Genomic DNA, 22,353 nt, shown 5'->3' with positions numbered 1-22,353 from the left:
GCAGGACGCTGCGGACGGGGTTCATTTGAGGTTTGATCTGCTTATTGATCGAGGAAGCTGCGCAGTTTGCGCGACCGCGACGGGTGCTTGAGCTTACGCAAGGCTTTCGCTTCAATCTGGCGAATCCGTTCGCGCGTAACGCTGAACTGCTGGCCGACTTCTTCCAATGTGTGATCGGTATTCATGCCAATCCCGAAACGCATACGCAGCACGCGCTCTTCACGTGGTGTGAGGCTGGCCAGAACCCTTGTAGTGGTTTCCTTGAGGTTCTCCTGAATGGCGCTGTCCAAAGGCAACACTGCATTCTTATCCTCAATGAAGTCACCCAACTGGCTGTCTTCTTCGTCACCAATTGGCGTCTCAAGCGAGATCGGTTCTTTGGCGATTTTCATCACCTTGCGGACCTTCTCAAGCGGCATTTGCAGCTTTTCCGCCAATTCTTCTGGCGTTGGTTCGCGGCCAATCTCATGCAACATCTGGCGGCCTGTGCGGACCAGTTTGTTGATCGTTTCGATCATATGCACAGGGATACGGATGGTACGTGCCTGATCCGCGATAGAACGCGTGATCGCTTGACGAATCCACCATGTCGCATAGGTCGAGAATTTATAGCCACGGCGATATTCGAATTTATCAACGGCCTTCATCAGGCCGATGTTACCTTCCTGAATAAGATCAAGGAATTGCAGGCCACGGTTGGTGTATTTTTTCGCAATCGAGATAACCAAACGCAGGTTTGCCTCAACCATTTCTTTTTTGGCCTGACGGGCTTCTTTTTCGCCTTTTTGAACCTGCTGCACGATGCGGCGGAATTCAGAAATATCCAGACCCACATATTGGCCCACTTGTGCCATATCCGAGCGCAGTTCGTTTACCTTGTCGGAAGAGCGCTCAATGAACATCTGCCAACCGCGTCCGGCCTTGCCTGCCATCCGCTCCATCCAGTTCGGGTCCAGTTCATAACCGCGATAGGCTTCGACAAACTCGGAACGGTTGATGCGCGCTTGGTCCGCAAGTTTCACCATTGCAGAGTCGATCTGCATGATACGGCGGTTGATGCCATAAAGCTGGTCAATCAACGCTTCGATACGGTTGTTGTGCAGGTGCAGGTCATTCACCAATGCCACAATTTCAGAGCGCAATTTCTGATATGTTGCTTCGTTTTTAGCAGAGAAGGACCCATCTTCGTTCAAGGTAGCAGAAATCCGGCTGTCCTGCATCTCGCTCAGCTTGATATAGTCATCCGCGATGATATCCAACGCCTCAAGCACCTGTGGCTTGAGCGCAGCTTCCATTGCCGCAAGCGACATGTTGGCCTGTTCGTCTTCATCCTCGTCGTCGTCATCATCTGCAGAAATCGGGTTGCCGTCCGCATCCAATTCTTGCTGGCCTTCGGGCTTTGCTGCCACAGGGGCACCGCCCACCGGAACAACAGGCGCCACGCCATCTTCGACCAACTGATCGCCAAAAGTGGCTTCCAGATCGATCACGTCGCGCAGCAAAATGTCTTCTGACAGAAGTTCGTCACGCCAGATGGTGATCGCCTGAAATGTCAGCGGGCTTTCGCACAAGCCGGCGATCATCGTATTGCGGCCAGCCTCGATGCGTTTGGCGATCGCGATTTCGCCTTCACGCGACAGTAATTCAACACTGCCCATCTCGCGCAGGTACATACGGACCGGGTCATCGGTGCGGTCCAGCTTTTCGGAAGTGCCAGAGCCCAGCGTGATCTCTTTGGGGCCGTCGGTGGTGGCAACATCCGTGCCGCCTTTGTCGTCTTCCTCGGCCTCTTCGTCCTCGATGATGTTAATGCCCATTTCAGAGAGCATCGACATCACGTCTTCGATCTGTTCGGAGGAAACCTGATCAGGTGGCAGCACTGTGTTCAGCTGATCGTAGGTAATATAGCCTTTTTCACGGGCCTCACCGATCATCTTTTTGACGGCAGCCTGGCTCATGTCCAGCGAATGGCCTGAATCCTGATCGTCGTTCTTGGCGTCGTCATTGGTGTCTTTGGCAGCCATCAGATGTCCTCTAAGTCCTTGCACGAATCACTTCGAGTGATTCGGATTTACGAATCATGCGGGGTTTGAAGTGATTCTTAAACCCGCATCCTTATTTTTCCGCTAATTGCATGGATTTGGTTACCCCAGCGCCACAAAACGTGCCCTGAAACAACCAATTACACAGTTAACGGTCTTTTTTCCCACCTTTGGAAAAGTCGATTTGGTCAAACATGTTACGGCTCAGGGTCACCTGATCACGATCCAGCCGTGCACCATTATCCGCGATAACATATTCCGCTTTGTCTTCCTGACCAGCGCGATGCGCACGATCCGCTGCTTTTGCAGCTTCGGCCAATCGCCACGTCAGCCCCTCATCCGCCTCACCGCTTAGGTCATCGGCCGCATCATTCACTTCTTCCTGAAGCCCCCGCACCGCTTTGAGCTTGGCCAGTTCTTCAGCGATTGTCATGCCCGTGAGCTCCACATCACCGGGCCTGCGAATGCACGGCGTAATAGCGACATGGCGCTGCGTTAGCAGGTTTTCAAGTGCATCAGGCCCTAAAACATCCGAAATTTGCCCCCGCAACACCGCAGCGCCAGCAGGCGCATACCGTAAAACCATGTCCCGCATCCGGGCGTGCTCGGCATCAAGACAGGCCATCGTCTCCAGCCCGCTTTCAAACGGCTCGACTGCTTCTGGACAACTGATGCAGGCCGCCAAAATAACGGCTTCGCGCAAATGATCCGTCGCGCGGGCATCTGCCGCAGTCGCCAAGATAGAGGATTTGGCCCCCGCTGATGGCCCTTGCGGCGCTTTGCTGCCCCATGGCTGCGACTTCCATGGCCGATCTTTACGTGGCGCAAAACTGCCCCCACCAGCGGATTTGGCGCGAAACAGGTCCCACCGCATGTCCTTGATCGCTTGGCCATAGTGGCTGCGGATGCTGGGGTCTTTGATCAGTTTGATTTTTTCACGCAGGTTCTTATCCAGCGCCGCTTTGCGTTCGGGGCTGTCAAAGACTTTGCCCTCAACCTCGCGTTGCCACAGCAGTTGCACCATAGGCACAGCCGCGTCCAGCAACGCCTGTACCGCCCCCGCACCAGAAGATTTCAGCAAATCATCGGGGTCTTTGCCCTCTGGCATCATGGCAAAGCGCAAAGAGCGCCCCGCCTCTAGCAAAGGCAGCGCCAGATCGATCAAGCGCAGCGCAGCGCGCTGGCCAGCCGTATCGCCATCCAATGTGATGATCGGCTCGTCGCTGATCCGCCACAGCATCGCCAACTGGTTTTCAGTAATCGCCGTGCCAAGCGGCGCAACGGACGCGCCAAACCCCGCTTCGGACAGCGCGATCACATCCATGTATCCTTCGGCCACCAGCAAGGGTTGTCCCTTGCCCGCTGCCACCCGCGCCTCCTTCACGTTGTAAAGGCTGCGGCCCTTATCAAACAATTCGGTCTCGGGAGAATTGAGGTATTTCGCCTTATCCTCAGGGTCCATCGCACGCCCGCCAAAGGCAATCGCACGGCCCCGCGCATCACGGATCGGGTACATGATCCGCCCGCGAAACGTGTCATAGGGCTTGCCGCCTTTACTGGAAGGTTTGGCCAGACCCGCACCGATGATCAACTCATCTGCGATGTCCTTGCCTTTCAGCGCGTCCCACAAGCCCTGCCAGCTATCAGGCGCAAAGCCGATCTCCCAACGGTCGCAGACCTCTTGGTTCAACCCGCGCTTCTCCAGATACTCCCGCGCCGCCGAGGCAGCCCCTGTGCGCAACTGCAACCGGAACCAGCGGACTGCCAATTCCATCACATCCACGAGTTCTGTACGTTTCTCGGCTTTTTCTTGCGCTTGCGGGTCACGTTGCGGGATCGGCATCCCGGCTTCACGCGCAAGTATCTCTACCGCTTCCATAAAGCTGACATTTTCTGTCTCGCGCACAAAAGAAATGGCATCGCCTTTGGCGTGACAGCCAAAGCAATAATAAAAACCCTTGCGGTCATCTACATGAAAACTGGCGGATTTTTCGTGGTGAAAGGGGCATGGTGCCCACATATCACCCTTGCCCTGATTGGACTTACGCGCATCCCAAATGACTTTACGCCCCACAACCTGAGACAGGCTGGAGCGTGTGCGCAATTCATCAAGGAAACCGGGTGGAAGACTCATACCCTACATATGGGCAGCCTGCCGCCAGAGTCCAGCAGGCCGCCCCTGTCACCACCCAATTATTGTTGCAAGCACAGCTCATTCCACGCGGCAGACAGATCAGCCGTTTTCACTTCGGACATCTTCAGGCTGAAAATCCACGGCGTCACCAAAGGCACAACCGCGTTGTATTTCTCGGGCCAGTCAGGCGTGGTGCCTGCGATGTGATCAACCATATCGCGCTCTTTTACTTTGGCGACACGTGCGGCTTGCACAGCAGCCACAACATCCCCCTGAAACCCGCAGTCTTTTTCTTTGGCCGAGGCGGCAAAGGCGGGGGCAGCGGTGGCAAGGCACAGAACGGCGGTTAAAACACGGATCATAACATACTCCAGAATAGCAGAATTTAACGGACTTTATCTGTCAGCAGATAGGGCTTCTAGAGGGCATGTCAATTTCGCCGCCTTTGCCTCCTCACTTGGGCGGAAAACCGCGTTATCCCTATGGGGCAGCACCATCATAGATGTTCCCCGCCGCCTGAGTGACCATCTGCATCGCTGAGCGGTAGGGCGCGGGACCATAGCTGATCCGTGCCACGCCTGCCTTAACCAACGCCACAGAGTCCGCCAAATTGGCATGCATCATTACATTCACAGGCAAGTCTACCTGCGCACATACATCGGCAATCAGCGCACCCTGCCCCAGCATCGGCACAAAAAAACCAGATGCCCCCGCTGCGGCATAGGCTTGGCCACGTGTAATCGCCTCGGCAAGCAACCCTGCATGATCCGCCGCGTCAGATTGCAAAAACAAATCCGTGCGCGCATTGATGAAAAAATCAGGGCCAACCGCCGCACGTATCGCCGCAATCCGTGCGCATTGTGCTTCAACAGGCCAGACACCTTGCCCCTGCACGTGCTGATCCTCAAAGTTCATGCCGACCACACCCGTCTGCGCCAACCTCGCCGCATGTGCTGCCACGATCTCGGGCGCGTCACCGTAACCGCCTTCAAAATCCGCGCTAACGGGCACCTCTTGGGTCTGGGCGATACGCTTTACCACCGCCAGTAACTCGGCCAGTGGCATGACTTCACCGTCCTCATACCCCTGCGCTGCCGCGACCGACCAACTGCCTGTCGCCAAAGCAACTGCACCGCCTTCAACGATTGCCTTGGCCGACCCCGCATCCCAGCAGTTGTAGAGCACCAATGGTGCGCCTTTGACGTGCAGGGCCGCGAAGTCATGTACTTTATTGAGCATTGTCTTTTCCTTTCACGGCAAAGCCGCGTTCCAGTTCAATCAGTTTTTGTTTGCGCCACAGCCCGCCGCCATATCCCGTCAGACTGCCATCAGCCCCCAAGACACGGTGGCACGGGATCACAATCGCGATGGGGTTCGCACCGTTTGCACGGGCAACAGCGCGGGTGGCATCAGGCCGCCCCATATCGCGGGCAAGTTGACTATAGCTGCGCGTTTCACCTGCAGGTATCTGGCGCAGTGCATGCCAGACCGTTTGCGTAAAGGGCGTGCCCAACGGGCGCAGAGGTGTCTGAAACGCGGCACAGGTGCCTGTCATAAAATCGGCTATCTCACGCTCGATCTGATCAGTTGGGGCAAAACGGCCAAATCCAAGCGAGCCTTTTGCATCGCGCCGCAGCGCCGCCAATTCGGTGGGCAAGGCACGCCGTTCGGTAAACTCCAGCAAATGCAGCGCATGTTCTGACGATACGGCAACCATCGCCCCCAGAGAGGTCTCGATCCAATCCGCCCGCAGCACCGCATCCGCATGAAATGCCCCCGGTGGCAGGCCGAGCCAGCCCGCAAAAGCCGCCCGAAACGCCGAAGCCGAACTATAGCCCGCCTCTAGCTGCGCTTCGATCACACGCCCACCGCCGACCAATTCAGCCCCACCTGCCCGCAACCGCGCCAGTCGCGCCATTTCAAGGAAGGTCATCCCGAAATGACGTTTGAACGCCCGCCGCACCGTCGACAGATCATACCCCATCGCAGCGATATCGCCTTCCGTCCAGCGCCGTGCAGGATTTTCCTCCAATGCCGCCAGCAGTGCTTTGACTGCTGGTTCACCTTCAGCGGCAGGAGCCATGGGATGACAGCGTTTGCACGCGCGGTATCCCGCTTCTATTGCACCGCCCATTGTTTCAAAGAATGTACAATTCTCGCGCTTGGGTTTGCGTGCCGGACAGGTCAGGCGGCAAAATACGCCAGTGGAAGCCACACCAACCCAGGCACGCCCGTCCCATGCGGGGTCGCGCGCCAAAAGGGCTGCGTATAGCAGATCGTCATTGTGTAAATCGAACATCATAAAAACAGACTAGCCTGCGACAGATGCACTGTCCGCCGTTAATCAGGCGTCTATTCAAAGTTTCACATTTCTCAGTCGATAAAATCGCACAGATACCCGTCATGCGCCCAGCCCTGAACCGACAACCTCTTATGCGCGACGCCCTGCCCCTCTGGCGTCACCTCACGGTAGGCATCAACCACCCGCACCCAGCGCCCGCGCCGCTCGTTTGCGTCTACTTCTACGATGGCAAGTCTTTTGAGTTTGCGCAGGGCCTTGAAATCACTGCCCGGTCCGCTGCGGATGCTGAGAAACCCATCTGGCCCGTTCACATTACACACCATAGACAAATGCGTGGCAAAATTGGGGTTGAGCGACCGGCTTTCCTTGGCAAGCCCCATCAAATCCACCTCTCCGTAGACAGCGTTCTCTGCCAAAGCGGGCGCGACCCAAAAGGTCGCGACCACTGCAATTGCCCCTTTCAGCCTCACAGGCCTTTGGCTTGATAACTGGCGGCAACCTTGCCGATGGAAACCAGATAAGCAGCTGTGCGCAAATCCGTTACATCCGCACGCTCATGCCAGACCTTGGCCATTGACTCGTATGCGATCCGCATCGTGTCATCCAAACCAGAGCGGACAAGCTCCAACTCGCCCGCGCCGCGCAGGTATTTGGATTTGAAATCGGGGCTCAGCGTCCAATTGATCGAGGTGTCGCGACTGATCCGCTCCAATTCGTCCACAATCAACTGATGGCGGCTTTCTTCCTGACGGCGGCCCATACGGCCAAAGCGGATGTGAGACAGGTTTTTAACCCATTCAAAATAGCTCACTGTAACGCCGCCCGCGTTGGCATACATATCAGGGATGATCACCGTGCCTTTTTCGCGCAGGATCTCATCCGCGCCTGCGGTGATAGGACCGTTCGCCGCCTCGATGATCAGTGGCGCTTTGATGTCATGGGCGTTGCGCAGATTAATAACCGCCTCAAGTGCTGCGGGGATCAGGATGTCGCACTCTGCTTCCAGCATGCCGGCACCATCTTCGACAAACGTGCCGCCCGCAAATCCTTTGGGCGATCCCTCGGCGGTGATGTGTGCCTTCAGCGCGTCGATGTCGATACCGTTATCGTTCCAGATGGCACCGTTATACTCAATCACACCTACAATCGGAGCACCGTCTTCTTCGCTCAGGAATTTGGCCGCGTGATAGCCCACGTTGCCCAAACCCTGCACGACGATGCGCTTGCCATCCAACGTGCCGCTCATTCCTGCCTTTTTGACACCCTCGCTGTCGCGGAAGAACGCCCTCAGAGCGTATTGTACGCCGCGGCCTGTCGCTTCTGTACGGCCCTGAATACCACCTGCATTGATCGGCTTACCGGTCACACAGGCCGCGCCATTGATGTCAGTTGTGTGCATGCGTTTGTATTGGTCTGCAATCCACGCCATTTCACGCTCGCCCGTACCCATATCAGGGGCGGGCACGTTTTGTGCCGGATTGATCAGATCGCGTTTGATCAGCTCATAGGCAAAACGACGGGTGATCATCTCCAGCTCATGTACCTCATACTCACGAGGATCAATGCACAGCCCGCCTTTGGAGCCGCCAAAAGGCGCTTCGACCAGCGCGCATTTAAACGTCATCAACGCCGCCAGCGCTTCGACCTCATCCTGATTAACGCCCAGAGAGTAACGAATACCGCCTTTAACCGGTTCCATATGTTCAGAGTGAACCGAGCGGTAGCCGGTGAAAGTCTTGATATCGCCCCGCAAGCGCACACCGAAACGCACGGTGTAGGTTGCGTTACACACCCTGATTTTCTCAACAAGCCCCGGCTTGAGGTCCATGAGATCAACCGCGCGGTTGAACATCAAATTTACACTTTCGCGAAAGCTCGGCTCGTTTAGGGATGGGTTCATGACAGAGTGCCTTGTGATAGGAAACAATTACTGACGTGGCTAGGCAGACAAGAGAATCTTGTACGCCCCGATAGCATAGGTATCGCAATTATAAATGCCACTTTTTTAATCGCCTGAAACGCATCGAATTGCGTGCCCCTTTAGAGCAAGAGCGTGAAATAGCTCCGTAAAGTCGATGCGTTAACGAAGTGGAAGAGCGCCAGCTTAACATCAGGTACAGACAAAACGATATGCCGCCTTGGTTAACAAAAACCCACCGATTATCCAGACATAAGAGCCACTGACACTGCCGCGGGCCTTCTTTTAAGATTTCTATTGCGACTCACGTTAACTATTCTGTCATCGGTCACGTAACTAAAATTCAATAGATACCACTTTAACACCCCTACTGTTTACCGACACGAAACACTCTGAAGAATGTGTCATGATTATATCCTAAATACCTTTAAAATATGACTATAATTCATAGTTTCGCCCCAATTCGGACACGTTCACACGCGATAACAACCCTTGAATAACCACAAGTCCCATCATGTCGATTGGGACAGGTATGAGAGGTGAAGATGATGTCAAAACTGTTTTCGACAACAGCCGTCCCGGCATTAGCGGGACGGATTAAATATCCAAACCTGCGCCGGTTCGCGCAAGAAGAAGACGGTGCTGTAACCATCTTCGCAATTGCAATGATCATGATTATGGCGCTGATTGCAGGTATCTCGTTCGACTTGCAACGCAATGAAATGCGCCGCGTCCAGATTCAGAACACCGCTGACCGCGCCGTTTTGGCCGCAGCGGATTTGGGTCAGACACAGGACCCCAAAGACGTGGTAAAAGACTACTTCGCAAAAGCGGGTATCCCTGAGGCTATCAACAAGATCACAGTGGCAACCAACAATGTTGAAGAAGACGGTTTTCTTAACTTCCGAAGCGTCACTGTAGACTCAATAGGCTCCATGCCGACCAACTTCATGCCATTGCTTGGCATCGACGAGTTACCTTTGCGCAGCATCGCAACTGCAGAAGAAAGTGTAACCAGCGTCGAAGTCTCCATGGTTCTCGATATTTCGGGTTCAATGCGTTCGAACAACAAAATCGGCAACTTACGCACTGCGGCCAAAGATTTTGTTGATCTTGTGGTTAACACGGCCACCCAAGACCGCGTTTCAATTTCTTTGATCCCTTACGCCACAACTGTGACGGCGGGTCGCGATGTCTTTGATGCTATGGCCATAAACCGGAACAACCCTTACGGTACATGCGTCGACTTCCTCGATAGCGAGTATGATACCACCGCCATTGATCCAGACGAAGCGCATGAACAAACCCAATTTTTCTACTGGGGTGTTTCGTCATCCAACAGCAAGACTTATCCAAACTGCAACGATGACCCGAGAACCGAAATCTTGGCATTTAGCCAGAACGCAACCGAGCTTAAAGACAAAATCGATAATTTGCCTGCAAACGGTAACACCGCGATCTATCTGGGTATGAAATGGGCTGCTGGACTACTTGATCCCGCATTCCAGCCCGCGAATGAAAGACTCGCCTCATCTGGCGCCATTGATACTGTCTTTTCATCGCGCCCTGCTCCAATGGATGATGTCGACACCCTCAAAACCGTTATCTTGATGACCGACGGCGTAAACACCGCGACCAAACAAATTCCACCAGAAATGTATGCGAACATCTCGCAGGCCGAGCATTGGAAAAACAACAACTTGGATTGGTGGCTACGGCAGAATGTTTCTTATAACGAAGCCTACGGAACTCCGTATCAAAAGTATTGGACCAGCAAAGGCAACACCTTGCTGAACAGCATATGTACTGCAGCAAAAGACAACGGTATCATCATCTGGTCTATCGGTTTCGAAGTGAGCGACTACAGTGCATCCATCATGCAAAACTGTGCTTCCTCTCCCAGCCACTTCTTCCGGGTTGATGGTCTGGAAATTGCGGATGCTTTCAAATCCATTGCACGTCAAATCAACCAACTGAGGCTCACACAATGAATATGCGTATGAAAAACTACCTGCGCCGTTTCCGCAAAGAGGAAAGAGGCTCAGTCTTTGTGATCGAATTTGTAATCTTGGTTCCTGCCCTTTTCATCCCGTTCTTCTTCGGATTTGAGATGAGCATGCATTCCATTCGCCAGATGCAGCTTGATCGCGCCCTTGAAATCACCACCCGCGAAGTTCGTTTATTCACGGGGGCAGAGTACACGCACGACACAATTGTGAAAACGATCTGCGCAAACTCTGGTGGTTTAAACGATTGCGAACAAAACCTGCGTCTCGAAATGGTACAAAAGGACCCGCGCGCTTACACACCACTTGAAACAAGAGCCGACTGTATCAACTCTTCCGAAGAGGTTGCACCAGTACGTGGATGGACCTTGGGCGAAGAGCATGAACTGATGTTCATGCGTGCTTGCTACAGATACGTCCCACTTTGGAACAAAATGGGACTTGGTAAAGAGCTGGACAAAGATGGTGACGGCTACGGTGAAATGGTCTCAATCAGTGCATTCTCTCAGGAGCCAGAATAATGTTTTTTAGCAAACTCAAATCAACCCTCAAGAATGGGTTTCTCAAAGATGAAAAAGGCGCTGTGGCCATCGAAGCGATGATCATGATCCCGGCAATCCTACTGGTACTGGCGTCCATCTTCACCCTGTATGACGCGTTTCGTCAACACACGATGCACCAGAAGGCCGCGTATACAATCGGCGATATGGTCTCTCGCGAGACAATGTCGATTGACAACGACTACATTGATGGCGCGCAAGGTGTGTTTAAAACGCTGACCCGTAGCTCTCAGGAGAGTTCAGTGCGGATTTCAATCTTGTACTATGATGAAGCCACAAAAACATTCAAGCTGGACTGGTCCAAGTCCCGTGGCGACCATCAAGCTCTGACCGACAGTGATGTGACTAACTGGTCTGACAGACTGCCGGTTCTGGTGGATCAAGAACGTATCATTGTCGTCGAAACCTACGCCGATTATGTGCCCCCCTTCAACACAGGTCTGGGTACGCGAGAAATCTCGAACTTCATCTTTACGCGCCCCCGCTATGCGCCACAGGTGACGTGGACAGACAGCTGATCCACCCTAGCAAATCAACAAAACCCCCGAATGGCAAAACCATTCGGGGGTTTTCGTTTGTGCCCTCGGAATTTTGTATTATTGGTGCGACAAGCGATCCCGCTCCGCGACCATCTCGCCAATAATCTCGGCCATACGCTTGGTTTGACTGGCAGGTGTCATGCCACCCACTCCGATGCGCCGCCCCACACGCCACCAAAGACCCGGACGCCAATCTTTCCCAGAGGGCCGTTTGGAACGCACCAAAAACCCGTTTGACGGTTTAAATGCAAACAAGCCGCTGTCCATCTTTTCAATATCCGCAAGGGTAACGATTACAGTGCCATCACTATCGCGCAGCACTGTTCTGGTTAATTCAATCCGCGTACCAGAAGCCCGCCGCATTTTATCCACCATCCATAGTGATCCCGCGCCGAGCAGCACCAGCAACAACCCCCACCCGAATGCAGGGGATTGGAAACTGCCGATGTAGATCAACATCAGACCCAGCATCCCCAAAAGCCCCATCCCCAAATACCGTCGCGGGGCAGCGACGCCCAAGGTAAAAAGAACTTCATCAGGGTTTGTGTCCGGGTTGGTCGCAGGTGCATCAGCGAATGTGGTCATAATTGGCACTCCTTTAGCCGACCCCTAGTTGCAGAAATCCACCCCGACAAGCCTTGGCGCATTTACGCACATCAGGCCTGCGCTCGCTCGCCTTGTTTCGCTGCAAATCCGACCCTAAATTTCAGGCAACAACGTGGAAAGGAATATCGCCATGTCTATCAGACCCACATTAGAAACCCGCGCCGCCAAACTCACCATGGAAGGCGCAGGCGTCAAACTCCACCGCGCTTTCGGGTTCCAAGACCCAAGCGAGCTTGACCCGTTTTTGCTGTTCGATGATTTCCGCAATGAACGCCCCATCGATTTTGAAAAAGGGTTCCCGTGGCACCCGCACCGTGGGATCGAAACCATCACCTATGTGCTTGAAGGCGCGGTTGAGCACTCAGACAGCCTTGGCAACAAGGGCACTTTGGGAGCGGGCGATGTCCAATGGATGACCGCAGGACGGGGAATCATGCATCAGGAAATGCCTCAGGGGAATGCCAGCGGCCAGATGCACGGCTTTCAACTTTGGGGGAACCTGCCTTCAGCGCAGAAAATGACCGCGCCGCGTTATCAGGACATCACTTCTGACGCGATCCCTGAGGTGATCGACGATGACGGCACCCGCGTGCGTGTCATCACCGGAGAATTTTGGGGGAAACGCGGCCCAGTGGATGGCATCGCAGCTGATCCGCAATATCTGGGTGTGACCGTGCCCGCAGGTGTACGTAAAACCTTCAAGATCGATACTTATCGCCGTGCTTTTGCGTATATCTTTCAAGGGGCTGGTGCCTTTGTGGATGCCAGCCATCCTTCTGGAGTTTTGCTGGAAAAAGAGGTCGCAGGCGAAGAGTTAAACATTCGTGACATGTCAGGCGACCGCACGCTGGTACGGTTTGGGTCGGGGGATGAGGTGACAGTTCAGGCTGGGCCAGAAGGACTGCGATTTTTGCTGATCTCGGGCGCACCCATTGATGAACCCGTCGCATGGCACGGACCAATTGTGATGAACACCCGTGAAGAACTACGGCAAGCTGTGAAAGAGCTCAACAACGGGACGTTTATCAAACCCGCCCATTAACCCTCAGGTCACCGCGCGGCGCACCATGTCGCGATACTGCGCGGTGACTTCCTCCAACGACAATCGCCCGCCGGCCCGAAACCACGTATTCACCCCTGTCAGCATGGCGATAATGGCCAGCGTAGCGATTTTGGTATCGCCCACCTTAAACACACCCGCCGCCACCCCATCGCGCAAAATCTGCTCTAGCCCGTCTTCATAGACACGGCGCAGCGCCTCAACACGGGCAAAATTGTCCTCGGTGAGGTTACGCAACTCCATATAAGCAATGAACACGGCATCAGGTCGCGCGTGATGAAAGCGGATGTGGAACCCGACAAACCCATCCAACCGCGCATCAGCAGGTTGCGTCGGATCATCCGCCACCGTCGCCAACAATTCGGTCATGTGGCTTTCCATCAGATCGAACAGAAGCGATTGCTTATCAGGGGTGTAATTATACAGCGCGCCCGCCTGCACACCGACTTCGGCAGCAATCGCGCGCATGGAAACGGCGGCATAGCCCCCCTGCGCAAACAGCCTGAGCGCGGCCTCCCGAACCCGTGGGCCGGTGATGTCTGAATGTGATCCTGCGGTACGTGCCATGGCATCACCTTATCTGAACGCACGTTCAAAAAGTAAACCCTTTCTGCGGCATCAGTAGCAATACACTTGCAAGACGGCCCTGTAGTGGTGCAAACCTTGCATCATGAAACGCGTACACCCTTTTCTTGCCCTTTTGGCGACACTCTCCCTTGTGGGAGCCTGCGCAGAGTTTCCCGCGTTGGAACGCACCATCACCCCCGAACTCACTGCGGCAGACTATCCGGCATTGGTGCCGCTAGGTCCGGTTCTGGCCTCTGCTCAATCTGTCGGTACAGAGCCGGTGCAAGCAACGGCCACAATTGACGGACGGGTTTCCGCGCTCAAAGCACGGGCCGCCCGCTTGCGCGGATCGGTTCTCAGCGGGCGCGAACGTCAGCGCTTGGAAAAAGGGTTGCAATAAGCCCCCCGTCTTACGTTGCACGATGGCTGCGTTAGGGCTACATCGGCCCCAAGTTCAGTTAATGTAAGGATTCAGCGCCATGTCAAAACCTCTTCGTCTCGGAATTGCAGGTTTGGGAACGGTCGGTGTGGGTGTGCTGCACATCCTGCGCAAACAAGCCGCGATGTTGGAGGCCCGCACAGGCCGCCCCGTGGTCATCACAGCCGTTTCAGCGCGCAGCAAAGCCAAAGATCGCGGCGTCAACTTATCCTCCTATGCATGGGAAGATGATCCCGTAGCATTGGCCAAACGCGATGATGTGGATGTGTTCGTAGAATTGATGGGCGGCGAAGACGGCCCCGCCAAAGACGCAACCGAAGCCGCGTTGGCCTTGGGCAAAGACGTTGTGACTGCCAACAAAGCAATGCTGGCCATGCACGGTCAAGCCCTTGCCGAAGCCGCCGAAGCGCGGGGCTGTGTGATCAAATACGAGGCCGCTGTTGCTGGCGGCATTCCCGTCATCAAAGCGTTGGGAGAAGGCCTTGCCGGAAATGAGATCACCCGCGTAATGGGGGTGATGAACGGCTCGTGCAACTATATCCTGACCCGCATGGAAGACGCGGGCCTGCCCTACGCAGATGTTTTTGCCGAAGCCGACGGGCTGGGTTATCTTGAGGCCGATCCACAGTTGGACGTAGGCGGCATCGACGCGGCGCATAAACTGGCGATCCTGTCGTCGCTGGCCTTTGGCACCAAAGTCAACTTCGCAGGAATTGAGTTGGAAGGGATTGAGCGCGTCTCAATCGAAGACATTCGCGCCGCAGCCGACATGGGCTATAAAATCAAACTTCTGGGCGTCGCGCAGATGACGGGCCGCGGGCTGGAACAGCGCATGCAGCCTTGTCTGGTGCCTGACACATCCCCGCTGGGTCAATTGCAAGGCGGCACAAATATGCTGGTCCTTGAAGGCGACGCTGTCGGGCAGATTGTGCTGCGCGGTGCGGGTGCCGGCGCCGGCCCGACAGCCAGCGCAGTTCTGTCAGATATTTGCGACATCGCGCGCGGCTTCCGCATGCCTGTCTTTGGCCAGCCTGCCAACACGCTAGAGGCAGCCACCCCTGCCCTCAGCCAACGCCCTGCGCCGTATTATCTGCGCATGGCCCTCACCGATAAACCCGGGGCTTTGGCCAAAGTCGCCGCCGTGCTGGGCGAGGCAGGTGTCTCCATTGACCGGATGCGCCAATACGGCCACGTCAGCGGCAGCGCCCCCGTGCTCATCGTGACCCATAAAACCACCCGCGCCGACATTGACCACGCGCTTGCGGCCTTTGGGGCCACATCCGTTGTGGTAGATGACCCCGTGGCCCTGCGAATCGAGGAAGTTTGACAGACCAAACCACAACACCCGCCCCTGCCTTTTTAGGCGTCGAAACCTCACTTACAGGACGGCGCTGGGTAGGGCCGGGTATTGAAGCTGTCCGCGCATCAGAAGCGTTGAGCCAGCAGACAAATTTGCCAATGGCCGTTTGTCAGGTTCTGGCGCGGCGCGGGGTTGAAGCCTCCGAGGCAGCAATATTCCTTGCCCCTGCCCTACGCGACCTACTGCCAGACCCGCGCAGCCTGCGCGACATGGAAACCGCCGCAACGCGTTTCCTTCTGGCCGTAAAATCCCGTCAACGTATCGCCGTCTTTGCAGACTATGACGTCGATGGCGGCAGTTCAGCCGCTCTGCTACTTGTATGGCTGCGCCAAATGGGCCGCGATGCCACTCTTTATATCCCCGACCGCATCGACGAAGGTTATGGCCCCAACAATGAGGCCATGGCCGAACTGGCCGCCAACCATGATCTGATCATCTGTGTCGATTGTGGCACGCTGTCCCATGACCCCATCGCCGCCGCCAAAGGCGCGGATGTGATTGTGTTGGATCACCACTTAGGCGGTGAAACCTTGCCTGATTGTCTGGCTGTCGTGAATCCCAACCGCCAAGACGAAGACGGCGCGCTGGCGCATCTGTGTGCGGCGGCAGTGGTGTTCTTGATGCTGGTAGAAGCAGGACGACAGTTGCGCGAAGATCAGGTCAAAGGGCCTGACCTGATGGCGATGCTTGATCTGGTGGCGCTGGCAACGGTGGCCGATGTGGCCCCGCTGATCGGTGTGAACCGTGCGTTTGTCCGCCAAGGCCTAAAAGTCATGGCGCGGCGCGCGCGCGTGGGCATTTCTGCCCTCTCCGATATCGCACGTATGGATACCGCTCCTGCGGCCTATCACCTTGGCTTTATGCTGGGACCGCGCATCAACGCGGGCGGGCGTGTGGGCAAAGCAGATTTGGGCGCACGCCTTCTGGCCACCGATGATCCCCATGAGGCCGCCGCGCTGTCCGAGCGTTTGGACGCCCTGAATACGGAACGCCGCGAGGTCGAAAACGCTGTACGTGCTGCCGCATTGGCGCAGGCCGAAGACCGCGGCACCGATGGCGCATTGGTCTGGGCAGCGGGAAAAGGCTGGCATCCGGGTGTGGTGGGCATTGTCGCCGCCCGCCTAAAAGAAGCAACTGGCCGTCCCGCTGTGGTAATCGGGCTGGATGATGGCATCGGCAAAGGCTCGGGCCGCTCGGTCACGGGCATTGATCTGGGCGCCTGCATCCAAAAGCTCAGCACGCAGGGCGTATTGATCAAAGGCGGCGGCCATAAAATGGCGGCTGGTCTGACAGTGCAAGAAGACAAGCTGGAAGAGGCGATGGCACAGCTTACCGCGCTTTTGGAGAAACAAGGCGCGCATTTGCTGGGGCCGTCTGATTTGCGACTCGACGGGATGCTCATGCCCGGCGCGGCCAGTGTCGAATTGACCGAAGCCGTCGAATCAGCTGGACCGTTTGGGGCGGGCGCCTCTGCTCCAAGGTATGTTTTTGCCGATATGCGAATCTTTTCAGCCCGCCGAGTCGGCGAAACCCACATCAAAGTCAGTTTCGGCGACGGACACAGTCCCCGATTGGACGCGATTTGCTTTGGTGCGTTCGATTCTGCGCTGGGTCCAGCGCTGGAAGCACACGGCGGCGCGCATTTTCATCTGGCGGGCAGACTAGACATCAATACATGGCGGGGGCGCCAAACCGTACAATTACGGCTCGAAGACGCAGCTCGGGCCTAAAAATCAAAAAAAAATGCATTTTGGAATGAATTTATTCTTGCGCCCCCTCAATGGATTGCCTAAAGACGCCCTACAAAGTGTGGCCCGTTCGTCTATCGGTTAGGACGTCAGGTTTTCAACCTGAAAAGAGGGGTTCGACTCCCCTACGGGCTGCCACATTCCCCCAATAAAATATCAATAAAACTCCCCCTGTGGGCACCCATATCCATTTTGGCTTAACCACAAACAGTAAACAGATTGTTTCGAATTTTCCCCCTCAAATGTGTCTAAAATCTGTTATGCATACGTCAAGGATTTGCGCAATGTGTTCGAGATAAGGCACAAGGCGTAGAATCAAAAACTCTATACGACGCGGTTCAGGAACTTTTGCGCCCCTGCATCACACCAAACGACACGCGGAAAGACAGACCACTGCCTGCCCGAAAGATACGATCGGTGCCTTGAATGGATCAAAGCATCTACTTGAACGACGACATGACCCTGGGGGGTTAAGACTATGAAGAAATTTGAAACCGATCAGCCGGGCTACGGCATGGCAACGCTGACACATCCAGGTTGCAATCTGAATGCACATCTAGCGGTGATGCGTGCGGCTACTGCTGTCTTTGACACCAGCACGGAAACGCCCGTAAAAAGCTCGATTTATCGCGCCGGTGGCAAGCGTTTACTTGAAACACTGCTCGTCCTGCTCAGCTTGCCCTTTTTTGTGCCAATCATGGTGCTCTGTGTGATTGCTCTGTGGTTTGAAGGCGGCAACCCGTTTTACCGTCAGGACCGTCTGGGGAAAAACGGCAAGCACTTTTCGATATTGAAGTTGCGTACAATGGTGCGTGATGCAGATGCGGTATTAGAAGACTATCTGGCAAGCGACCCAGAAATGCGTCGCGAATGGGATGAAAAGCAAAAGCTGATCAATGACCCCCGCGTGACACGTGTGGGTGCCCTGCTTCGCTCAACGTCGCTGGATGAACTGCCACAGCTTTGGAATGTTTTATGGGGCGAAATGAGCCTGATCGGCCCACGCCCAATGATGCCCGACCAACTCCAGATGTATGGCGATCCAGCGCATTACTTTGCGCTGCGCCCCGGCATCACAGGCCTGTGGCAAGTCTCGGCACGCAATGAAAACGGATTTTCATTCCGCAACGAAGTTGACGCCACGTATAACAAAGCGATGTCAGTAACTGGTGATATTGCCATCATTTACAAAACTGTCGGCGTTATGTTGCGCCGCACCGGCTGCTAAGGCTCCAAGCCTGCTATTATTATAACTCGACATGCGCTATATTGGGCGCATGTTCAAAACCCGAAAGCCTCCCCTCATGAAGGATACCTTCACATCCGCGACTGCCGAACCTGAGGCAGCACCTGATGACCGCATGGTGCCTTCGCAGGGTAGCTTCACACGCCCGCGCCGTTTTAAAACGGCAACAAGGCCCCCTAATGTCGAGGCAGAGCTCATCGTGGAGCACAGCACAAAAAACGTACCTGCTCCACTTGTGAATGAGCCGTCAGCGCCTGTCGCACCTCCACGCGACCTGTGGGGACTGCTGCATGAACAAGAACCGGGCAAAGACCAGCATATTCTGGAAGGCAGTCAGGCTGCCGAAGATTTCCGCGCAACTGACGTGTCACGGGCCTTTGATTTGCTCCGGACACGCCTGCGCCAAACCGTAAAACAGAACGGTTGGATTAACATCGGGATTGCTTCCCCGACCAAAGGCTGCGGCAGCACATTTACTGCCGCAAATCTGGCAGCCAGCCTGTCACGGGTGCCCTCTTCACGTACCGTGTTGATGGATTTCAACATGCGCGCACCCGGTATGGCCAAAGTGTTGGATATGGACCCCTCCCAATCCGGTAACTTGCGTGACTTTCTGGCTGGAGATGTCGCAATCAGCGATTACATCCAGCGCGTTAGCGACACACTTGCAATTGGCCTCGCGGATACTGCGCTGGAAGATGCAGCCGAAATCCTGCAAGATCCAGCGACAGCCGTCAGCCTCGCAGAAATGCGTGCTGCTTTGAATCCCGATATTGTTCTCTTTGACCTGCCGCCTTTGTTGACCTTTGACGATACCGCCGCCTTCCTACCACAGCTAGACGGTGTTTTACTTGTATCTGACGGCACCCAGACTATGGCAAAGCATCTGGCAGAATGTGAACGCGTACTTGGCAATCAGGTCCCCCTTTTGGGCGTCATCCTCAACCGCGCCCGCGCCTCCAGCATCGAGCGTTTCTAGCTTACAAGTTCCGTGCCTTTTTTTTTGCACAGCATAAATAGGCGTCATATAATGGCCCGAATTTAGCGGTACTGCGTAGAAAAACATGTCACTGACGGTAGGGTACGCCCAGCGTTTAGAGACAATAAATCAGTTCGAGCGAGGCGAAAATGGGCCCAATTTACACGTGGCAGGATTTCCTGGACATGACACGGCGCAGGCTGGTTGTCATATCACTTGTGATCATTCTCGGCAGCATTTCGGGCCTGTATTGGGCGATGAGCTATGTGCACCTGTATCAATCCTCCGAAGTCATTCAGGTCGAGCAGCCTAAAATCAACGATGAATTAGCCCGCTCAACCGTTGAGGGATCATCCGCACGGCGGCTACAGCTGATCCAGCAACAACTTATGGCGCGCGGAAGCCTCGAACTCATCATCGAAAAATATGGCATCTACAGCAATCTTGCAGCACTCAAGCCAAGCGAAAAAGTCCAACTTTTGCGCAATGCCGTGTCCATCAACGGCGTAGCAGCGGCGCGCGAGGGCTTTGCAGATGACGGAACAATCTCTGTTCTGACGATCACTGCCAAAATGGAAGAAGCCCAACTGGCCCGCGACGTCGCCCATGAGTTTGCCCAGCAGACACGCGCCTTGATGACGGCCCAACGCCGCGAACAAACCTCGCAAACATTGGAGTTTTTCCAACGTCAGGAAGTAGTTGTCCTTGAAAGCATCGCCTCACTTGAGGCCGAGCTTGAAACCTTCAGGCAGGAAAACGACCTATCCATCGAGGGTGGTGTCGAATTTCGCATGTCCGAAGTGGCTCAGTTGAACGAATCCATTTTGGACATCGACCGCGAAATCATCACCGCACAATTGGCACGTTCCCAGATTGACCGCTCCGCACGTGCGTCAACCGTTCAGCGCGAAGAACGTGAACTGGATGCACAGATGCAGACTCTGACACAGCAGCGAAGCCTATTGGACGCCCGCCGTACCGCGCTCACTGAAACCATCCAAGGTTCGCCCGAAATCCAGCGGACACTGACAAATTTTGACCGCCGTATGGAACAGCTGCGCGGACAATTGGAAACCATCGCTGCGCGCCGCAACGAAGCACAAGTGTCATTCAACCTCGAAGTTGGTGCACAGGGTGAACGTCTGACCACCATCGAAGAAGCACAAGTCCCAGATTACCCTATCACGATGAGCAAGAAAAAGCGCGCGATCATAGCCGCGATGGGTTCTACCATTTTCGCCTTTATCATCGCGTGGCTACTGGAACTACGCCGCCCCATCATCCGCTCAGCCCGTCAGATGAAGCGTGAGACAGGGGTAATGCCAGTGGTATCTATCCCCGAACTTGCCCCGAAATACCAAAGTTCTAAGTGGCGTGGATCACGTCAAAAGCGCCGCGACTCTGGCAAAGCAGGCCGTGCCGCACGTCTGGCACGGCATTCCTGATCACCCCAGCAGGCTCAGCGCGGCAACCGCATCGCGGTTGATCCAAAGCGCCAAGGCCCCCAAGCTGCCTGCGGCAAGCGCGCAGATCACGTCATGGCGCATGTCCCACGCATCATGTTTACGCGCCAGCCAGATCATCACCGGATGGGTCAGCGTATGCGCCACCCCCATGCCGATGATCGCGCCGATCAAGCCAAAGCTGGTCACACCCACAATCAAAAACGTGATCTGAAACACGGCGCGGCTGGCGGAGACCACAAAGAAGCGGCGTGAATCGCCGGCGGCCAAGGCCGCTTGATCATAACTCATCCCGATAACCTGCGGGATTTGTGCCACCGCCAATAGCGTCACAATCCCCCCTGCCAAAGCGTAACGCGCATCGTAAAGAAACCCGACCAACCATGGCCCAACGAAAGCCATGATCAATAACAGCGTCAGCACCACCCCACTGATGGTGCCCCGCAGCTTGGCAATCTTGCGCACCTCATGTTTGGCATCGCGGTACACAGGGATCATCACCCGCCCTGTTACCGCCGTCCCCAATTGCATCGCAAAACTGGCAAGGAAAAACGCGATATTATAGATACCAAGACTGTCGAGGCTCAGGAATTTGCCCAATACGGCACGGTCACCTTGGCTGGCGAAAAACCAAAATGCTGTGCTCAGAAAAATCCATTTTCCAAAAGTAACCAATTCACGCACCGCAGCAGGTTCCCACCGGAAGCGGTTGGCGGGTCCCGGCAAAAAGGCCCATGTCAGCGCCAGTTTTGCCAAAGGCCCCACAACGCCACCGATCACCAATGCCACAACAGATTGCAGCCACCACGCCAACCCGACCATCACAATCAACCCGATCAGTTGCGATGTCAGATCCAGCAGCGTCAAACGGCCCATCATCAAATGACGATGTGCCGTCTCAATACGCGTGGGGTTAAATCCTGTGATCAACAGCGCCAGCGCCGCGATGGGCAAATACCGCGTCAATTCGGGTGCATCATAAAACTGCGCAAAAGGCCAAGCCAATGCGGTCGCGGTGACCCAAAGGCCAATACCGCGGAGAACTTGGATACTCCACGCTGTGTTCAAAAATTCAGGGTCATCGCCGCGTTTACTCTGGGCGATAGAGGGCGCGATGCCTACATCGGAAAACAGCATCAATCCCACCGTCACCAGCGAGATCAGGGCCATCAGACCAAAAGCTTCGGGGAACAAAAGCCGCGTCAGGATCAGGTTTGACGCCAACCGCAGCCCTTGTGAGCCGCCATATCCCAGTAAAATCCACGATGTGCTGCGAAAGACCCGCGCCATAAGGCGCCCGCCGCGTAATTCCTGTAAAAGACCACCCATTTGCCGCATTCATCTCCGGTTTCACTGTTACCCATTGCTAACGCCCCCGCGCCCC

The 22,353-nt window shown here is 55.2% G+C and carries 20 protein-coding genes and 1 tRNA gene; 11 read left to right on the top strand and 10 right to left on the bottom strand.

The features are described 5' to 3' along the window. Nucleotides 1-41 precede the first annotated feature (41 nt). The 7 genes from rpoD to GGR95_RS02850 form a co-directional block, all read right to left on the bottom strand. Nucleotides 42-2,024, bottom strand: coding sequence for an RNA polymerase sigma factor RpoD (gene rpoD, locus GGR95_RS02880; RefSeq protein ID WP_184562538.1), 1,983 nt, complete (start codon nucleotides 2,022-2,024; stop codon nucleotides 42-44). A 166-nt stretch (nucleotides 2,025-2,190) separates the two neighbouring features. Next, nucleotides 2,191-4,176, bottom strand: a complete 1,986-nt coding sequence (gene dnaG, locus GGR95_RS02875) for a DNA primase (RefSeq protein ID WP_184562536.1) — start codon at nucleotides 4,174-4,176, stop codon at nucleotides 2,191-2,193. Nucleotides 4,177-4,235: 59 nt separating this feature from the next. Further along, nucleotides 4,236-4,538, bottom strand: a complete 303-nt coding sequence (locus GGR95_RS02870) for a hypothetical protein (protein ID WP_184562534.1) — start codon at nucleotides 4,536-4,538, stop codon at nucleotides 4,236-4,238. 118 nt (nucleotides 4,539-4,656) lie between these two features. Continuing rightward, a complete protein-coding gene (locus tag GGR95_RS02865; protein WP_184562532.1) occupies nucleotides 4,657-5,415 on the bottom strand; it encodes an isocitrate lyase/PEP mutase family protein in 759 nt (252 codons plus the stop codon). Further along, on the bottom strand, nucleotides 5,405-6,478 hold the full coding sequence (locus GGR95_RS02860; RefSeq protein WP_184562530.1) for a bifunctional transcriptional activator/DNA repair enzyme AdaA: 1,074 nt from the start codon (nucleotides 6,476-6,478) through the stop codon (nucleotides 5,405-5,407). Before GGR95_RS02860 ends, GGR95_RS02865 begins: the two co-directional genes overlap by 11 nt. 71 nt (nucleotides 6,479-6,549) lie before the next feature. Then, the gene (locus GGR95_RS02855; RefSeq protein ID WP_184562528.1) at nucleotides 6,550-6,924 is read right to left on the bottom strand and encodes an SH3 domain-containing protein; all 375 of its coding nucleotides are present in this window, start codon (nucleotides 6,922-6,924) and stop codon (nucleotides 6,550-6,552) included. 20 nt (nucleotides 6,925-6,944) lie between these two features. Beyond that, a complete protein-coding gene (locus GGR95_RS02850) occupies nucleotides 6,945-8,378 on the bottom strand; it encodes a Glu/Leu/Phe/Val family dehydrogenase (protein WP_184562526.1) in 1,434 nt (477 codons plus the stop codon). A 566-nt stretch (nucleotides 8,379-8,944) separates the two neighbouring features. Here GGR95_RS02850 and GGR95_RS02845 point away from each other — a divergent pair. Genes GGR95_RS02845 through GGR95_RS02835 form a run of 3 tightly spaced genes read left to right on the top strand, consistent with a single transcriptional unit; the run spans nucleotide 8,945 to nucleotide 11,480 of the window. Further along, the gene (locus GGR95_RS02845) at nucleotides 8,945-10,387 is read left to right on the top strand and encodes a TadE/TadG family type IV pilus assembly protein (protein ID WP_184562524.1); all 1,443 of its coding nucleotides are present in this window, start codon (nucleotides 8,945-8,947) and stop codon (nucleotides 10,385-10,387) included. 8 nt (nucleotides 10,388-10,395) lie between these two features. Further along, the gene (locus GGR95_RS02840) at nucleotides 10,396-10,923 is read left to right on the top strand and encodes a TadE/TadG family type IV pilus assembly protein (protein ID WP_184562522.1); all 528 of its coding nucleotides are present in this window, start codon (nucleotides 10,396-10,398) and stop codon (nucleotides 10,921-10,923) included. Continuing rightward, complete coding sequence (locus GGR95_RS02835; RefSeq protein ID WP_184562520.1) at nucleotides 10,923-11,480, top strand: TadE/TadG family type IV pilus assembly protein; 558 nt, start codon at nucleotides 10,923-10,925, stop codon at nucleotides 11,478-11,480. Before GGR95_RS02840 ends, GGR95_RS02835 begins: the two co-directional genes overlap by 1 nt. 78 nt (nucleotides 11,481-11,558) lie before the next feature. Here the strand turns inward: GGR95_RS02835 and GGR95_RS02830 are convergent, their stop codons facing one another. Continuing rightward, complete coding sequence (locus GGR95_RS02830) at nucleotides 11,559-12,086, bottom strand: hypothetical protein (RefSeq protein ID WP_184562518.1); 528 nt, start codon at nucleotides 12,084-12,086, stop codon at nucleotides 11,559-11,561. Between the two features lie 151 nt (nucleotides 12,087-12,237). Between GGR95_RS02830 and GGR95_RS02825 the strand changes: the two genes are divergently transcribed. Then, nucleotides 12,238-13,149 (top strand): pirin family protein, encoded by a 912-nt coding sequence (locus GGR95_RS02825; RefSeq protein ID WP_184562516.1) that lies wholly within the window; start codon nucleotides 12,238-12,240, stop codon nucleotides 13,147-13,149. A 3-nt stretch (nucleotides 13,150-13,152) separates the two neighbouring features. Here GGR95_RS02825 and GGR95_RS02820 read toward each other — a convergent pair whose 3' ends face one another. Beyond that, the gene (locus tag GGR95_RS02820; protein ID WP_184562514.1) at nucleotides 13,153-13,734 is read right to left on the bottom strand and encodes a TetR/AcrR family transcriptional regulator; all 582 of its coding nucleotides are present in this window, start codon (nucleotides 13,732-13,734) and stop codon (nucleotides 13,153-13,155) included. Between the two features lie 103 nt (nucleotides 13,735-13,837). Here GGR95_RS02820 and GGR95_RS02815 point away from each other — a divergent pair, with 103 nt between their 5' ends. The 7 genes from GGR95_RS02815 (at nucleotide 13,838) to GGR95_RS02785 (ending at nucleotide 20,951) form a co-directional block, all read left to right on the top strand. Continuing rightward, nucleotides 13,838-14,134, top strand: a complete 297-nt coding sequence (locus GGR95_RS02815) for a hypothetical protein (RefSeq protein ID WP_184562512.1) — start codon at nucleotides 13,838-13,840, stop codon at nucleotides 14,132-14,134. Nucleotides 14,135-14,213: 79 nt separating this feature from the next. After that, nucleotides 14,214-15,500, top strand: coding sequence for a homoserine dehydrogenase (locus GGR95_RS02810; protein ID WP_184562510.1), 1,287 nt, complete (start codon nucleotides 14,214-14,216; stop codon nucleotides 15,498-15,500). Next, entirely contained in the window at nucleotides 15,497-17,263 is a 1,767-nt protein-coding gene (recJ, locus tag GGR95_RS02805; protein WP_184562508.1) for a single-stranded-DNA-specific exonuclease RecJ, read from the top strand. The genes GGR95_RS02810 and recJ overlap by 4 nt, the downstream gene beginning before the upstream one ends. An 81-nt stretch (nucleotides 17,264-17,344) precedes the next feature. Continuing rightward, a tRNA-Glu gene (locus tag GGR95_RS02800) sits at nucleotides 17,345-17,419 on the top strand. 340 nt (nucleotides 17,420-17,759) lie between these two features. Then, nucleotides 17,760-18,509, top strand: coding sequence for a sugar transferase (locus GGR95_RS02795; protein ID WP_246423261.1), 750 nt, complete (start codon nucleotides 17,760-17,762; stop codon nucleotides 18,507-18,509). 76 nt (nucleotides 18,510-18,585) lie between these two features. Further along, a complete protein-coding gene (locus GGR95_RS02790; RefSeq protein ID WP_184562506.1) occupies nucleotides 18,586-19,506 on the top strand; it encodes a CpsD/CapB family tyrosine-protein kinase in 921 nt (306 codons plus the stop codon). A 185-nt stretch (nucleotides 19,507-19,691) separates the two neighbouring features. Further along, nucleotides 19,692-20,951: a GumC domain-containing protein gene (locus GGR95_RS02785; RefSeq protein WP_246423260.1), complete on the top strand. Its 1,260-nt coding sequence runs from the start codon at nucleotides 19,692-19,694 to the stop codon at nucleotides 20,949-20,951. Here the strand turns inward: GGR95_RS02785 and GGR95_RS02780 are convergent, their stop codons facing one another. Continuing rightward, entirely contained in the window at nucleotides 20,952-22,298 is a 1,347-nt protein-coding gene (locus tag GGR95_RS02780) for an oligosaccharide flippase family protein (protein WP_246423259.1), read from the bottom strand. Nucleotides 22,299-22,353 lie beyond the last annotated feature (55 nt).

Source organism: Sulfitobacter undariae (genome assembly GCF_014196805.1).
In the GTDB taxonomy this organism is placed as follows: Bacteria; Pseudomonadota; Alphaproteobacteria; order Rhodobacterales; family Rhodobacteraceae; genus Sulfitobacter; species Sulfitobacter undariae.
Note: the sequence above shows the minus strand (reverse complement) of the source record. Positions and strands in the feature narration are given on the sequence as shown.